We start from the raw sequence: 15,573 nt of genomic DNA, 5'->3' as shown, positions 1-15,573 counted from the left end.
TTCCCACTCATAAAGCGTTTGCTAGCCCCCACAAGGGGGATATAATCTACACTGCGCCCAAGAACACCCGCTAGGGGTTTGAGACTCTGCGCGCCTTTAAAAGTGGCATGGAGTTAAATTAGTAATCTTTTGTGGATAATGTGTTAGTGTGGTGGTAGTTGGCTGACACTAAAGTACTTTGCAATGCGCGTTGTAAGCCCTTAAAAGCCCTCTTGCTTGCTTGTGGGCAAAGCCCGAAAACGATGGAGCAGGGCTTGCAAACCGATTAAGTTGTCTTGGCAAAGAGCTTTAAATACTTGTGGGAACTGGAAGTCTTGGGAATGTAAAAAACTCTTGGCGATGTATCTAAAAGCCACATACGCCCTTCTGCCCAAAGGGACGGGGCTTTTAGAGGGGGATTCTTTTCTAGTTTGTAGGTACGCCTGCGCATATCTCTTTTAATAGGTGTGGGGGTGTGCTTGTGCAATCTTTAAAAAAGAGTCCAGCCCCCAATGAGATCCATTAACTGCTTGTAGTGTTTGTCACGTTGTTGGGGGGTAGCTAGGACTTAAGACTTTAGCGGTGTAACTTCCAGCCATTCCACGATGTTAGCTTTGGCTTTAAACTGGGCAAAGAGGTTTTGCATCAAGTAGGCAAGTAGTCGCGATCATCTTGTAAGATTAGGGGACTATGTTACCCACAACATCCTTTTTTATCACATGTGTTTTGGGTTGGGGCACTTAAAAAGCCATTGCGCTCCAACCAGCGTTGCGCATCCAAGCCGGCTACCAAAAAACCCCCCGAGAATAAAAGCAAATCTTTGAGCAGGGACTGCCCGCCCCCACTTAAATAAGGAAAGCCCAAATGGGGCATCCAAATACCCGGAGTGGTGATGATAAAGGAGAGGGTTACTAAGCCCATGCCAGCCACCAACACCCCGCCTACCATACCACTTAAGGGAAACCACAAGCCCAAGAGCAATAAAAAAGCCAAGAAAAGCTCCAAAGCACCGATGGCATAGGATACTTGATAGGTTTTGTTTTGCTGGTGCCATGCGCGATTTTCGGGCGTGTCTTTGGTGTGTTCTTGGTAAGATTGGGCATGGTGGTAAAGCCACTTACCCAAGGGCGAATGGACTAGCAAGGGAACAATGCCCCTTGCTTCATAATCGACAAATTTAAGCGATCCCATCCATGCGAGGATCACAAACAAACTGAGGCGCACACACCAAAAGGCGCGATCTTTAAATTGGCTAATTTTTTGTGCGATTTGTTGATTCAATCTCATTTAAAACTCCTCAATCTAAAATCCCATACACCTTAGCACAATTTTAACTAAAATACGATAGGATACCCGCTTTAATATTTTGAAGGAGTTTTGATGTTGCGCGTTCCAAAGAGTTGTAATCTAATTTTACAAGCTTTGGGCGTGATGGGAGGGACACCCAACATGGGACGCTTCTCTGTGGAGCACTTGAGCAAACTGATGCGCTAGTGTTGTGGAATTTGGATTTTTGCCTTAAAAAACAACACTAAAGGATCACCATGCCAATTCAAGAGGATACCCAAAAGATAAGACCTAGTTTTATTGGTCTTATTCCCTTCATCGTTTTTATTGCCATTTATTTGGGCGCAGGACTTTATTTGGAACTTAGCGGGGTCAAGATGGGCTTTTACCAAGTCTCAGGACCTGTTGCAGCCGCCGTGGGCGTAGCGGTGGCTTTTTTGATCTTCAAAGACGATCTGAACAAAAAATTTGATGATTTCTTAGCAGGCTGTGGGGATAAGAACATCATGATCATGTGCATCATCTACCTTTTGGCTGGGGCTTTTGCCGTAGTTAGCAAGGCTAGCGGTGGGGTGGAAGCCACGGTTAATCTGGGTTTAACCTACATCCCTGCCCCGTATTTGGCTGCAGGACTCTTTGTGATTGCTGCTTTTATCTCTACCTCCATTGGCACGAGTGTGGGCACGATTGTAGCTTTAGGCCCTATTGCCATTGGTTTGGCTCAAGAAAGCGGACTATCTTTACCCTTGGTCTTGGCAGCCGTGCTGGGCGGGGCGATGTTTGGGGATAATCTCTCCATCATCTCAGATACCACGATTGCTAGCACACGCACACAAGAGGTAGAGATGAGCGACAAATTTAAGATCAACCTTTATATTGCCCTGCCTGCTAGTATCCTTACGATTATTCTCTTGCTGATCTTTGGCAGACCTGAGAGTATTGCCACTATGGAGACTCATGATTTTAATTTTGTCAAAACCATCCCCTATCTTTTCGTGCTCTTGTTGGCCATTTTGGGGCTAAATGTCTTTGTGGTGCTCTTTTGTGGGGTCATTTTATCGGGTATCATTGGGATTTATTACGACTCTTTTAGCTTGCTAGGGTTTGCCAAAGAAATTTACAATGGCTTTACTAGCATGCAAGAAATTTTCCTGCTCTCTTTGCTCACGGGGGGCATTGCCTTCATGGTTACAAGGCAGGGGGGCATTGCGTGGATCATCTCCAAAATTGAAAAGATCATTGTGGGCAAGAAAAGTGCTAAAGCTGGAATTGCCACGCTTATTAGCCTCATTGACATTGCCATTGCCAATAACACCGTCTCCATTGTGATTGCCGGTGAGATTAGCCGCCGTATCAGCGTGCGTTTTGGGGTGGATCGCCGCGAAAGTGCGGTGATCTTAGATGTTTTTTCGTGCATTTTCCAAGGTTTGTTACCTTACGGGGCACAAATGCTTATTTTGTTAGGCTTTGCTAATGGGGCGGTGTCCTTTTTAGAGGTCTTGCCCTTGCTATGGTATCAGGGGCTCTTGGGTGTGTTTATGATTTTATATATTTTCTCCGGAACTTATAGCACTTGGGTGCTAAAAAGTTTAGAGAGAAAAAGAAAAGACATCCCCCTTGCTTAGTATCGCCCATAGCCCCGACGCTGATGACATTTTTATGTTCTACCCCATTGTCTTTGGCTGGGTGGATCTACCCAAGCCCTTCACCCACTATGCCCTAGACATTGAAACCTTAAATCAAGAAGCCCTCAAGGGCACGCATGCCATTAGTGCAGTGAGTTTTGGACTCTACCCCTTGATCAAAGACAATTACGCTTTGTTGCAATGTGCCACTAGCTTTGGGCTAGGCTATGGTCCTAAGCTGATTAAAAAAAAAGACCACACGCCTCAAACGCAACTTCAAGGTTGCTTTAAGCGGACAATACACCACCAACGCCCTTTTATTCCGACTCTACTACCCACAGGCTAGAGTGGTGTATCAAAATTTCTTAGAGATTGAGAGGGCAGTTTTGAGCGGGGAAGTGGATGCGGGCGTGCTCATCCATGAGAGTATTTTGAATTTTCATAGTGATTTGGTGGTGGAGAAAGAGTTATGGGAGATATGGTGTGAGCTCTCTGATTCCACTTTGCCCTTGCCCCTAGGGGGCATGGTGCTTAGGCGATCCATCCCTCTTAATCAAGCTATCATCTTAGAGAAAAATTTGAGTCGCGCCATCCAAATCGCCCTAGAGCATGCCGATCTGCTCTCTGGCATGCTCATGGAACGCGGGTTAATCCGAGTCAATGCCAATCACCTACGCCATTACTTAGATTTATATGCCAATGCCAGTTCTTATACACTCAGTTTAGAACAACAACAAGGCATTGATAAGCTCTTTGAGTTGGGCTTTAAGCATGGCTTGTTCCCAGAGTGGATTTCTTGTGCCGATCATGTGATTCCTAGCCACTACCACCAGTTGAGATTTTCTTAAAGGAGGTATTTTGCACGGGCGGTGTCTTTCAGGGCGTTTTAGCAGCGCGCAACCTAGCTACCTAGACATCCATTTTGACCACTACCAACCCCAAGAGTCTAGAGGGGTGGTGGTGCAAATCGCTACAGGCATGGTGGAGCACAAACGCCACTATGTGTGGCTAGCCGAACAACTATGCGATCAGGGTTATGTGGTCTTTGTCGCCGATCACCGCGGGCATGGCTTGAGTGTACTAGAAAATAGCACCGAGGTGTGCTGGGGGGAGATGGGGGTTGATGGGTTTGAATGGGCAGTAAAAGACATGGCAAAATTAGCCACCCACATTAAAAGCTTGTATCCCACGCATCAATTAGTGCTTTTAGGGCATAGCATGGGCTCTTTGTTGGCGCGTCGTTTAGTGCAACACAATTATTGCAAGCTAGATGGCTTGGTGCTCACGGGCACCCCCGCCCCCTTTTTTGGGTTGGGGCTCTATGTGTTCTTGCTTAAAATCTTTAGAGGTTTGGGGATAGAAATTACTTGGGGGCTCAATGCCCTTTTTTCCAAGCACCCACGCGTGAAGGCGATGGGCTCTAAGGGGTCTTGGCTGTGCCGTGATGAGCGGGTGATCAAACTTTATGGCATGGATAAGGCGAGTCGCTTTGTGTTTAGCACCAATAGCTTTATCTGCCTGCTTGAGGGCGCGCGTTCCGCTTTTTATGCCCACGCTTATGGGGATAAGAGTTTGCCCATTTTGCTATTGAGTGGCTTAGACGATGTGTGCGGGGATTTTGGCGTGGGAGTTGTGCGGGCTTATCGCTGTCTGGCTAAACAGGGTTTTAGCGATATTACCCTGCGTTTGTTTGAAAAAGATCGCCACAAGATTTTTGATGAACTAGACAAACAAGAGGTCTTGCAAACCCTCTTGGGGTGGTTGGAGCATAAAGGGCTATGATTTTTGGTTGCGCATGCGCTCTAGGTGCGCCACTTGGGCGAACACAATCGCCACCGCCTCAAAGAGCATTTTAGGGATCACCTCATCAATATCCACTTCTTTGTAAAGTTGGCGGGCTAGTTGGGGGTTTTCAATGATCTCAATCTCATGTTCTCTGGCAATCCCCTTAATGCGAATCGCCAAATGATCGATTCCCTTAGCCACCACCACAGGAGCGGGGTCATTTTCCTCAAACCTTAAAGCCACCGCATAGTGCGTGGGGTTGGTTACCACGACATTAGCACTCGGAATGGCTGCCATCATCTTGCTCATCGAGTTTTTGAGCATGAGTTGCTTGATTTTGTTTTTCACCTCAGGATTGCCCTCTTGTTGCTTGTATTCGTCCTTGACCTCTTGTTTAGTCATTTTAAGCGAATTGATATACTGGCGTTTTTTGATAAAAAAAATCCAATATGGAAGCCACTAAGAACAAAAATAACAAAATGGCGATGAGCCACAGGGCTTTATCTCTAAACCACAGCATTTGGGCTTTAAAATTGATCTTGGCAACACCCCCTAATTCTTGGGCAAACCAATAGACCACCACAAAGCCCAAAATGAAGGCGATAAAAACTTTGGTGGTGATGAGCGCGCCTTCCAAAAGCTTTTTGAGGCTAAAGAGATTTTTAAAGCCATTGATGGGGTTGATTTTCACCAATTTAGGCGCAACTGCCTTGGGACTAAATAAAAAACCAAATTGCAAGACATTAGCCAAAAAAGCCACCAATGCCACCACAAACAAAAAGGGCAATAAAATCCACAACAAGTCTTTTAGAAGCTCCAAACCTAGCACATGCAAATTATGGGGGGTGAAATCCAATTTGATCCAATGCAAGGACTGCCTAAACATGTCTTTAAAGCCATCAAGCCAGCTACTAAAAAAGACAAAGACACAAACAAAGCTAGCCACCAGCCCCAAAAAACCCACCACCTCGATACTTTTAGCCACATTGCCCTCTTCGCGCGCCTTTTCTATCTTTTTGGCCGAGGGGAGTTCGGTTTTTTCTTCATCTGCCATGGGTGTCCTTTAAGTGTTGGAGTGCCTCTAAATAATCGCCATAGGTGTTGAGGTTGCTAAATTCTGTATTAGCCTCCACTGCTACCCCCAAAGCACCCAATTTTGCCAAAAGCGCGCGCATAGTTGGGGGACTATCTTGCTGGAGGGTGGCCAATGCGTCTTTGTGCCACACACTGCACAGATAAAAATTTTGCGCGCTTTGGGGGTAGATTGCTAGGGCTTTGTCTTTATGTTCATAGAGTTTTAAGATCGTCTCAAAGGTTACAAAGGGCATATCCACGGGGATCACAAACACAAAGGGGTTAGCTACACTCAGGGTAGGCACCAAACCAGCTAGGGGGGTGTAGCTAGGCGTGCTGTCTAAAAGATAGGGGGCTTGCAGATCATAGGGTTTTTTGCTAGAGACATAGACTTTTGCAAACCAGCAAGACATTTTGTCAAATTGGTAGGCTAGGAGCGTACTAAATTTGCCAAAGGGCAGGAGGGCTTTATTAATTTGTTGCTGGTCTATTTGCATGCGCTTGCTCTGCCCGCCAGTTAGAATCACACAGGGCATGTCTGTTATTTTAAAAGCGCGCATTTCCCACCATTTTAAAGAGATTTCAGCCCAAATTGTAGCTGTATTTGGTATTTTAGCCTAAAAAACCATGGAGGCACCATGCTAATAGATACTTTTGGGCGGCAAATTGACTATCTGCGGGTGTCTGTTACCAAGCAATGTAATTTTAGGTGCCAGTATTGTATGCCGACCACACCCATGGATTTTTTTGATCGCGAAGAATTATTGCCCTTAGATAAAATGCTAGAGTTTATCAAGATTGCCATCGATGAGGGTATCCAAAAAATCCGCATCACGGGGGGTGAACCCTTAATCCGCAAAGATTTAGCCCCCTTCATCGCCAAAATACACGCCTACGCCCCCCATGTCAAGTTGGCTTTAACCACTAATGGATTTTTGCTAAAAAATCAAGCCCAAGCCCTCAAAGAGGCGGGGCTAGAACGGGTTAATGTGTCTTTAGATTCGCTCAAACCCGAGCGGGTGGCTAAAATCTCACAAAAGGACGGCTTAAGAACGGTTTTAGAGGGCGTGGAGGAGGCGTTAAAAGTGGGCTTGGGGCTGAAATTTAACATGGTCGTGTTGCAAGGCATTAATGGGGATGAAATTTTAGAGCTTTTGGAATTTGCACGGGGTAAAAACGCCCAAATCCGCTACATTGAGTTCATGGAGAACACGCATGCCAATAGCCAACTTAAAGGCTTGAGTGAGGCGCAGATTTTGGAGGTCATTAAAGCCAAATACCCCCATGTCAGGTTAATCAGCGAAGGATTGAGCCCTTCTAAGATTTACGCCCTAGAGAATGGCTATGAATTTGGGATCATCGCCCCACACAATGACGATTTTTGCAAACATTGCAATAAAATCCGCCTGAGTGCCGATGGCACGATTTTCCCCTGCCTTTACTACCAAGATAGCGTGGGTGCTAAGGAGGCGATTTTAAAGGGCACGCCTAGCCAAATGCGCCAAGCCCTGCACCAAGGCGTGCAAAACAAGCCTGAAAAGAATTTATGGCACAAGGGCATGCAAAACCAAGTGTCTGAGCGGGCGTTTTACAAAACGGGGGGATAAAACAAAAAGGATGACGATGGATTTATTAGAACAAGCCCTAAATGGGCAATGTGCTGAGGCGGGCGTTTTAGCTAGACTCTACGATTATGATTTATTTGTCTTGGCTAAAGAGGCGCACACGATCCGCACACAAAAGCACCAAGACAGGGTCTTTTTCAACACCAACCGCCACATCAACCCGAGCAATATTTGCGCGGATAGTTGCAAGTTTTGCGCTTTTTCAGCCAGCCGTAAGAACCCCACCCCCTATGAAATGACTCAAGAGCAAATTTTAGAGCAAATCCAAGATTCCTATGCTAGGGGCATTAAAGAAGTGCATGTGGTGAGCGCGCATAACCCTAATTATAGTTATGAGTGGTATTTAAATCTCTTCAGGGCAATCAAGGCAAGCTTTAAGGATTTGCACTTAAAGGCAATGACCGCTGCTGAGGTGCATTTTTTAAGCACGAAGTTTAACAAGCCCTACCAAGCAGTGTTAGAGGATATGCTCAAAGCGGGCGTGGATAGCATGCCCGGGGGTGGGGCGGAGATTTTTGATGAAAAGGTGCGCAAGCACATTTGTGCGGGCAAGGTCAGCTCCACTAGGTGGCTTGAAATCCACCAATATTGGCACTCTTTGGGCAAGATGAGCAATGCGACTATGCTTTTTGGGCATGTGGAGAATAGAGAGCACCGCTTGGATCACATGCTACGCTTAAAGGCTACGCAGAGTCCAGCTGACAAAGTGGAGGCAAAGCAGGGGGGGTTTAATGCCTTTATCCCCCTACTCTACCAAAGGGATCATAATTTTTTGAAGGTGCAAAGAAGCCCTAGCGCCCTTGAAATCTTAAAGACGATCGCCATTGCCCGTATTGTCTTACAAAATATCCCCCACATCAAGGCTTATTGGGCGACTTTGGGCTTAAATTTAGCGATGGTGGCTCAAGAATTTGGCGCAGATGATTTAGATGGCACCATTGGAGTGGAGATGATCCAATCAGCCGGAGGGGCTAAGAGCAAGCGGGGGGTTAGCAAGGAGGATTTGATTTACCAAATTAAAGACGCGCGTTTTTGTGCGGTGGAGAGAGATAGTCTTTATAATCCTTTGAGAGTGTGGTAGTCTGTTAAATGTTGATTTACCAAAGCTTTATTTTTTATTACTTTTGGAAAAATTGGGTATAATAAGGGCAAATCCAAATCATCATGCTTGAATTGTGAGGACAGCAACATTAAAAAGTTTCTCGCCGCTATTGTGGTTTGCATCGGTCAGTTTTTCTCACCCTTGGATGCACAAGAACGCATCAAAAGCATTGAATATGAAGATCTCTCTTACATGTCGGATATGCTAGCTAATGAGATCACCAAGATTCGACAAAATGATATTTTAGACCCTGAAAAGATTGATGAAGCGATCTTAGCACTTTATAATCAAGGCTATTTCCAAGATGTCTATGCCACCTTCGATCACGGCAAATTGGTGTTTCATTTTAAGGAAAAGCCTAGAGTTGCGAGCATTGAAATTAAAGGCTATGGCACAGAAAAGGAAAAAGAAAACCTCTATACCCAAATGGGGATCAAAAAGGGGGACACCTACGATGAGACCAAATTAGAAAATGCCAAGTATATTTTAAAAGCTGCCCTAGAGCAACAAGGCTTTTATGGGAGCGTGGTGGAAGCGCGCACGGAAAAGTTAGCCAATCAAGGGGCTTACCGCATCATCTTTGATGTGAATCGGGGGAATAATATCCACATCACCCGTTCTGTTTATGAAGGGCGCAAGCAACTCAAGCAACGCGTGGTGGAAAGTTTGAGCGCAAACAAACAACGCGACTTTATGGGCTGGATGTGGGGCTTAAACTCGGGGAAATTGCACTTGAACGAATTGGAATACGACTCCATGCGTATCCAAGATGTCTATTTGCGCCATGGTTTCCTAGATGTCAATGTGTCCTCACCTTTTTTGAACACCAACTTTGGTACGCACAAGGCAAAACTCTACTATAAAGTCAAGGAGGGGATTCAGTACCGCGTTTCGGGCATTGAAATCCAAATCAATAAACCCGTTGTCCCCATCCCTAAATTGCTCAAGGCGATCAAGGTACAAAAGGGTGCAGTCTTTAACATTGAACACATGCGTGCCGATGCGCAAATCTTAAAAAGAGAAGTTGCCGATCAGGGGTATGCCTTTGCGGTGGTCAAACCCGACTTGGATAAAGACGAAAAACATGGCAAGGTGAAGGTGATTTACCGCATTGAAACTGGGGACATGGTCTATATCAATGACATTATCATCTCGGGCAACCAACGCACCAGTGATCGCGTGATTCGCCGTGAGGTGTGGTTAAGCCCTAAAGAGCGTTACAGTCTAACCAAAGTCGCCAACTCAGAAAGTGCCTTGCGCCGTTTGGGCTTTTTCTCTAAGGTCAAGATTGAGGAAAGACGGGTTAATAGCCAGTTGATGGACTTGTTGGTCAATGTTGAGGAGGGGCGCACGGGGCAGTTGCAATTTGGCGTAGGGTATGGGAGCTATGGGGGGCTCATGCTCAATGGGAGCGTGAGCGAGAAAAACCTCTTTGGCACGGGTCAAAACATGAGTTTGTATGCCAACATCTCTACGGGTGGGGGCAATCGGAATTATGGGATTAGAGGCAGTGGGCGGATGTTCTCGGGGAACTTAACCTTAACTAACCCACGCATCTTTGATAGCCGCTATAGCACCTCCATTAGTCTTTTTGCCGAATACATCATCAACTATAACTACATCCAACAAGGCGGGGGCTTTCGCGTGAGTGCGGGGCGCATGATCACTAACACCTTTAGCATGAACCTAGGTTATAGCTACAATATCACCAAGATTTTGGGGTTTTCTAGCCCCTTGTATGAGCAATTTTATAGTAGCCAAAATACCATCATCCGCTACCCTAATGGGCAGCCTGCCATTGGACCTAACAACCAACCACTGCGTGGGCTTTGGAATCGCGATTACCACACACCGGCAATCAGTTCTTTTACTCTCAGCACCAACTTTGATAACACCGATGACTACTACTTCCCTAAAAATGGTTTCACCTTTGCTAACTATGTTACGATGGCAGGCTTACCCTCCAAAGGGGACCTAAATTCGTGGAATGGTTTGGGGGGGAATGTGCGTAATGTCAAAATTTATGGCAAATTTGCCGCCTACCACCACCTACAAAAATACATTTTAATTGATTTGATCGCGCGTTTCAAAACCCAAGGGGGATATATCTTCCGTTACAACACAGAAGATTATTTGCCCCTAAACTCCGTCTTTTATCTAGGGGGTGTTACCACGGTTAGAGGCTTTAGAAGCAGTTCGATCACACCCCGCACGCCTTTGGGCATGTGGGTGGGGGGCGATGGGCTTTATACGGGCTCTGTAGAGTTGAGCTACGGGTTGCTCAAGGCGGCTAAAATGCGCTTGGCGTGGTTTTTTGACTGGGGCTTTTTGACCTATAAAGCCCCTACAAAATCGGGAGGATTTTGGCATAACGCCCCCTCTACCAATGTAGATTTTAAAGATTATGGCGTGGTCGGTGCGGGCTATGAACAAGGCACTTGGCGCGCCTCTACGGGCTTGCAAATTGAGTGGATTTCACCCATGGGACCTTTGGTCTTGATCTTCCCCATTGCCTTTTTCAATGACTGGAGTGACAAAAGAGGTCTTTTCTTTAACCCCAATTTTGGCGATCTCACCCAGCGTTTTGAATTTTCTATGGGGACACGCTTTTAGGAGAAAACATGCGCTTGAGCAAAGCAGAATTACTTGATTACATGGCACACAAACCTTTAAAGGAATTGGGGCAAATGGCATTAGCCAAAAAGCAAGAATTGCACCCGGATAACACCACGACCTTTATTGTGGATCGCAACATCAACTACACCAATATTTGTTTTGTGGATTGCAAGTTTTGTGCTTTTAAACGCACGCTCAAGGACAAAGACGCTTATATTTTGGACTTTGACACCATCGATCAAAAAATCGAGGAGCTCTTAGCCATCGGGGGGACGCAGATTTTGTTTCAAGGCGGGGTGCATCCCCAACTTAAAATTGACTATTATGAAAATCTAATCGCCCACATCGCCCAAAAATTCCCCACCATCACTATACACGGCTTTTCAGCTGTGGAAATCGACTACATTGCTAAAATCTCTAGGCTGTCCTTGCAAGAGGTTTTAGCCCGTTTAAAAGCAGCGGGACTAAGCTCAATCCCGGGGGCAGGGGCGGAGGTGCTAAGCGATCGGGTTAGAAAAGTGATCGCGCCTAAGAAGCTGAGTGCGGATCGTTGGATTGAGATTCACAGGCAGGCACACAAGCTGGACATCAAAAGCACGGCGACCATGATGTTTGGTACGACAGATACAGATGAAGATATCGCCGAGCATTTGGAGCGGGTGCGGGATTTACAAGATGAAACGGGGGGCTTTCGGGCATTTATTCTATGGAGTTTCCAACCCGACTTTACCCCCCTGCAACAAGAAATGCCCCATATCAGAAAAGCCAGCTCTAATCGCTATTTACGCCTCTTGGCTTGTAGCCGGTTGTTTTTAGATAATATTAAAAATATCCAAAGTTCATGGGTAACGCAGGGGGCGTTTATTGGGCAGTTAGCACTCTTATTTGGAGCCAACGATCTAGGGAGCGTGATGATGGAGGAAAATGTGGTCAAGGCAGCAGGGACGAGTTTTTGTTTGAACGAGCAAGAGATGGTGGCTTTGATTGGGGACATTGGAAGCCTTGCAGCCAAGCGTAACACCGCTTATGAAATTTTAAAGAGATACCATGCCTAAAACACGCTATATTTTATTAGGGCTCTTGATCGTAGCACTCATCATCATTGGAATATGGAAGGAACGGAAAATGGAACAAAATAAACAAGGCACACAACAAGCACAGACCATTAAACGCGATCAGGTCGGGGAGGGGATTAAATATTTTGAGATCAAGGGAATCAAGGTCCCCGTGATCTATGAAGAAAACCACCTCTTGCCTATGGGGGCGATCAAGTTTATGTTCATGGGTGGGGGCAATATCATGGACAAGGATAAGTTTGGGCTTTCCAAATTGAGTGCTAGCATGCTCAATGAGGGCACTAAGGAGCTGGGCAGTGTTAAATTTGCCGAACAGCTTGAAGATCTGGCGATCACGCTAGATGCCGATATCCGCTTGGAGTCCTTGCACATTGATTTGAGTTTTTTAAAAGAATACCAAGATAAAGCAGTTGGCTACCTACACGATCTCTTGCTCTCGCCCAATCTCACCCCCAGTGCCCTAGAAAAGGTGCAAAAACGCATGACCGCAGCAGCTCTTAATAAGATGAGCAATTTTGACTACTTAGCCCAATTAGAGCTCAATGGGATTTTATTTGCCAACACCCCTCTAGCCCACCCCTCCATTGGAACACCCAAGAGCATTAAGACCATCTCCTTAGAGGATGTCAAAAAACGCCTAGAGGACGCGCTCGACATTGAGCGGCTCATCATCGTTATGGGCGGGGATATGGATATTGATAAAACCCTAGAGTCTCTAAAACCCCTCCTAGAAGCCCTGCCCTCCAACAAGCCCTTTTTCACCCCCTATTTTAGCACCACGCAAAAACCCGAAACTAAAGTCGTCTATAAAGACAGCCAACAAGCCTATATTTACTTTGGTTCGCCTTTCCACATGAAAGACTTGGAAAAAGAATTACCCTTAGCCAAAGTGATGGGCTTTGTGCTAGGCTCTAGTGGCTTTGGCTCGCGCTTGATGGACACAATTCGAGTCAAGGAGGGCTTGGCTTATAGTGCCTATATGCGTATCCAACTCTCTAGGATCATCAACTGCACCACGGGCTATCTGCAAACCAAATTAGAAAACCAAGATAAAAGTATCGCCTTAGTGCGTGGAGTCATTAAGGAGTTTGTGGCAAAGGGGATCACCCAAGAGGAACTAGATGGGGCTAAAAAATTCTTACTAGGTTCTGAACCCCTAGCCAATGAAACCTTAAGCAAGCGTTTGACAACTAAATTCCACAACTTTTATTTGGGTTTGCCCCTAGATTATGACAAGATCATGCTCGATCGCATCCGCCATTTGAGTTTGCAAGAGATTAACGACTACATCAAATCTCACGTTGAGATCAATGACTTGAGCTTTGGTATTGTTACCATGGACCCTAAAATCCAAGAACAAAAAGAGGAAAAAAAGCAGCAAATGGCACCCAAGGATAGTATCTAAAGGAGTTTTATATTTGAAACCATTGTTGGCACAATCAGAAAAAGCAGGGTGATTTAGATGTTTAATCTAATTAGCTTTGTTGTATTTTTGTCAATCATTCTTATCGCCGTCCCATCGATGTTAAAAAAGATTCTCAAAAGGCCTTTAAAACCACTTACTAGAATTACAAGGCGAATCTTGCTCTATTTATGGTCTTTGGTAGGTCTTATCTTCCTTGCCATTGCCTTACGAGCCTTATTATTATACCTCTATGCCTACTTTAGATTTTCATAGGTTAAAGGAGTCCCATGTTTGAAACCATTATCGGCTTAGAGGTGCATGCCCAGCTCAACACGCAAACCAAGATTTTTTGTTCCTGCCCCACTAGCTTTAAGGACACCCCCAATAGCCACACCTGCCCGGTGTGCTTAGGTTTGCCCGGAGCCCTGCCCGTGCTGAACGAACAAGCCCTAGCTAAGGCGATCGCCTTTGGCACAGCGATCAATGCCACAATCAACCAAAATAGCATTTTTGCGCGCAAGAATTATTTTTACCCCGATTTGCCCAAAGCCTACCAAATCTCACAATATGAATTGCCCATTGTCAGTGATGGGTATTTAGATATTGAGCTAGAGGGGCAAATTAAACGCATTGGCATTGAGCGCGCCCATTTGGAGGAGGATGCGGGCAAGAATATCCACGAGCATGCCTTTTCTAAGGTGGATTTGAATCGTGCGGGCACGCCCCTTTTAGAGATTGTGAGTCGCCCGGATATGCGTAGCCCCCAAGAGGCGATTAGTTACTTGAAAAAATTGCATGCCATTGTGTGTTTTTTGGATATTTGCGATGGGAATATGCAAGAGGGTAATTTTAGGTGCGATGCTAATGTCTCTATCCGCCCCAAGGGTGATCCCAAACTCTATACCCGTGTGGAGATCAAAAACCTCAATAGCTTTAAATTCATCCAAAAAGCCATTGAATACGAAGTTGAACGCCAAAGCGAGGCTTACGAACGCGGGACTTACGCCAAGGAAGTGGTGCAAGAAACGAGGCTTTTTGACACCACAAAAGGGATTACGCAGTCGATGCGTAGCAAAGAGGGGGCAGCAGATTACCGCTACTTTCCCGATCCTGATCTTAGGCGTGTGTTTATCCCGCCTGAACTCTTGCAAAAAGCCCAAAATATCCCCGAGCTCCCTGAGGCCAAAAAGCAACGCTATATCCAAAGTCTAGGGCTTAGGAGTGAGGACGCCCAAATGTTGGTTAGCGATGTGGTGGTTGCGCGTTATTTTGAGAAAATGGTGGCTTTGGGTGCCAGCGCAAAGGGGAGTTTTACATGGCTGGCAGTGGAGCTAATCGGGCGTTTGGAGGGCGAGCAAAGTCTAGAAAATTGCGCCATCCATGCTGATACGCTGAGTTTGTTAGTCCGCCACATTGACACTGGGCATATCTCGGGCAAAGCGGGTAAGGAGATTTTAGACAAGCTGATGGAGCAAAAAACGACCCAGCCTAGCGATGTGGATGATTGGATTAACCAACTGGGCCTAGCCCAAGTGGATGATAGTGCTCTGCTTTTACAAGCCATTGAAGAGGTGCTAGCCCAACACGCCGATAAGGTCGCTGAGTACCAAAATGGCAAGGTCAAACTCTTTGGCTTTTTTGTCGGCCAAGTGCTCAAACGCTTGAAAAATGCCAACCCCACCACGATCAACACACTTTTAAAAGAAAAATTAGGCTCTTAAAGCCTCCCCCCGCCCCCCGGGGGCAGACTTGGCACACGCCCCAAATCCCAAAGGTGTTGCCACACTTTTTAAATCCAAATCTACAAGGGTTTTTAGTGTTCCTACAAGCTTGGGGGCACCCCTCAGTGGCAAGGAATGTGTTACAATGGAAAAAATGGGGATCTTTGATGAAAAAAATTTTATATTTTTTAGCCTGCTTTCTAGCATCCTTACATGCTATGGACGATCGCAAAGCGATGGAACAGGTCAAACAGTGGTTGCGTGATTTTGTGCCCAAA

Annotated in this window: 11 protein-coding genes and 2 pseudogenes; 9 read left to right on the top strand and 4 right to left on the bottom strand. The window is 45.9% G+C overall.

Translation table 11 applies throughout. From position 1 onward, the window contains the following. Positions 1 to 200 precede the first annotated feature (200 nt). Positions 201 to 356, bottom strand: a complete 156-nt coding sequence (locus tag EAO36_RS08525) for a hypothetical protein (protein ID WP_162983279.1) — start codon at positions 354 to 356, stop codon at positions 201 to 203. Between the two features lie 316 nt (positions 357 to 672). After that, positions 673 to 1,266 (bottom strand): YkgB family protein, encoded by a 594-nt coding sequence (locus EAO36_RS07440; RefSeq protein ID WP_120955936.1) that lies wholly within the window; start codon positions 1,264 to 1,266, stop codon positions 673 to 675. A 257-nt stretch (positions 1,267 to 1,523) separates the two neighbouring features. Between EAO36_RS07440 and EAO36_RS07435 the strand changes: the two genes are divergently transcribed. The 3 genes and pseudogenes from EAO36_RS07435 (at position 1,524) to EAO36_RS07425 (ending at position 4,673) form a co-directional block, all read left to right on the top strand. After that, entirely contained in the window at positions 1,524 to 2,891 is a 1,368-nt protein-coding gene (locus EAO36_RS07435) for a Na+/H+ antiporter NhaC family protein (RefSeq protein WP_120955935.1), read from the top strand. After that, positions 2,884 to 3,739: pseudogene (locus tag EAO36_RS07430) on the top strand (menaquinone biosynthesis family protein). The gene EAO36_RS07435 and the pseudogene EAO36_RS07430 overlap by 8 nt, the downstream one beginning before the upstream one ends. A gap of 10 nt (positions 3,740 to 3,749) precedes the next feature. After that, positions 3,750 to 4,673 carry an alpha/beta fold hydrolase gene (locus tag EAO36_RS07425; protein ID WP_120955934.1) on the top strand — a complete coding sequence of 308 codons (924 nt, stop codon included), beginning with the start codon at positions 3,750 to 3,752 and terminating at the stop codon, positions 4,671 to 4,673. Here the strand turns inward: EAO36_RS07425 and flhB are convergent. Both flhB and EAO36_RS07415 read right to left on the bottom strand, forming a co-directional pair. Next, positions 4,668 to 5,730, bottom strand: a pseudogene (gene flhB, locus EAO36_RS07420) (flagellar biosynthesis protein FlhB). The gene EAO36_RS07425 and the pseudogene flhB overlap by 6 nt on opposite strands. After that, positions 5,720 to 6,310, bottom strand: coding sequence for an NTP transferase domain-containing protein (locus tag EAO36_RS07415; RefSeq protein ID WP_235852413.1), 591 nt, complete (start codon positions 6,308 to 6,310; stop codon positions 5,720 to 5,722). The pseudogene flhB and the gene EAO36_RS07415 overlap by 11 nt, the downstream one beginning before the upstream one ends. 78 nt (positions 6,311 to 6,388) lie before the next feature. Between EAO36_RS07415 and moaA the strand changes: the two genes are divergently transcribed. From moaA to gatB, 6 genes are all read left to right on the top strand, one after another. Beyond that, a complete protein-coding gene (moaA, locus tag EAO36_RS07410) occupies positions 6,389 to 7,357 on the top strand; it encodes a GTP 3',8-cyclase MoaA (protein WP_120948708.1) in 969 nt (322 codons plus the stop codon). 16 nt (positions 7,358 to 7,373) lie between these two features. Further along, complete coding sequence (gene mqnE / locus EAO36_RS07405) at positions 7,374 to 8,456, top strand: aminofutalosine synthase MqnE (RefSeq protein ID WP_120955932.1); 1,083 nt, start codon at positions 7,374 to 7,376, stop codon at positions 8,454 to 8,456. Positions 8,457 to 8,618: 162 nt separating this feature from the next. Beyond that, positions 8,619 to 11,090 (top strand): outer membrane protein assembly factor BamA, encoded by a 2,472-nt coding sequence (gene bamA / locus EAO36_RS07400; protein ID WP_120948715.1) that lies wholly within the window; start codon positions 8,619 to 8,621, stop codon positions 11,088 to 11,090. 8 nt (positions 11,091 to 11,098) lie between these two features. Continuing rightward, positions 11,099 to 12,148 carry a dehypoxanthine futalosine cyclase gene (locus EAO36_RS07395; protein ID WP_120955931.1) on the top strand — a complete coding sequence of 350 codons (1,050 nt, stop codon included), beginning with the start codon at positions 11,099 to 11,101 and terminating at the stop codon, positions 12,146 to 12,148. A 202-nt stretch (positions 12,149 to 12,350) separates the two neighbouring features. Further along, positions 12,351 to 13,574: a M16 family metallopeptidase gene (locus tag EAO36_RS07390; RefSeq protein WP_120948714.1), complete on the top strand. Its 1,224-nt coding sequence runs from the start codon at positions 12,351 to 12,353 to the stop codon at positions 13,572 to 13,574. A 287-nt stretch (positions 13,575 to 13,861) separates the two neighbouring features. Continuing rightward, entirely contained in the window at positions 13,862 to 15,295 is a 1,434-nt protein-coding gene (gene gatB, locus EAO36_RS07385) for an Asp-tRNA(Asn)/Glu-tRNA(Gln) amidotransferase subunit GatB (RefSeq protein WP_120948705.1), read from the top strand. The last annotated feature ends 278 nt before the right edge of the window (positions 15,296 to 15,573 follow it).

This window comes from Helicobacter mehlei, from assembly GCF_003660265.1.
Classification (GTDB): Bacteria; Campylobacterota; Campylobacteria; order Campylobacterales; family Helicobacteraceae; genus Helicobacter; species Helicobacter mehlei.
The sequence above is the reverse complement of the archived record's forward strand: the minus strand, read 5'-3'. Positions and strand labels throughout refer to the sequence as shown.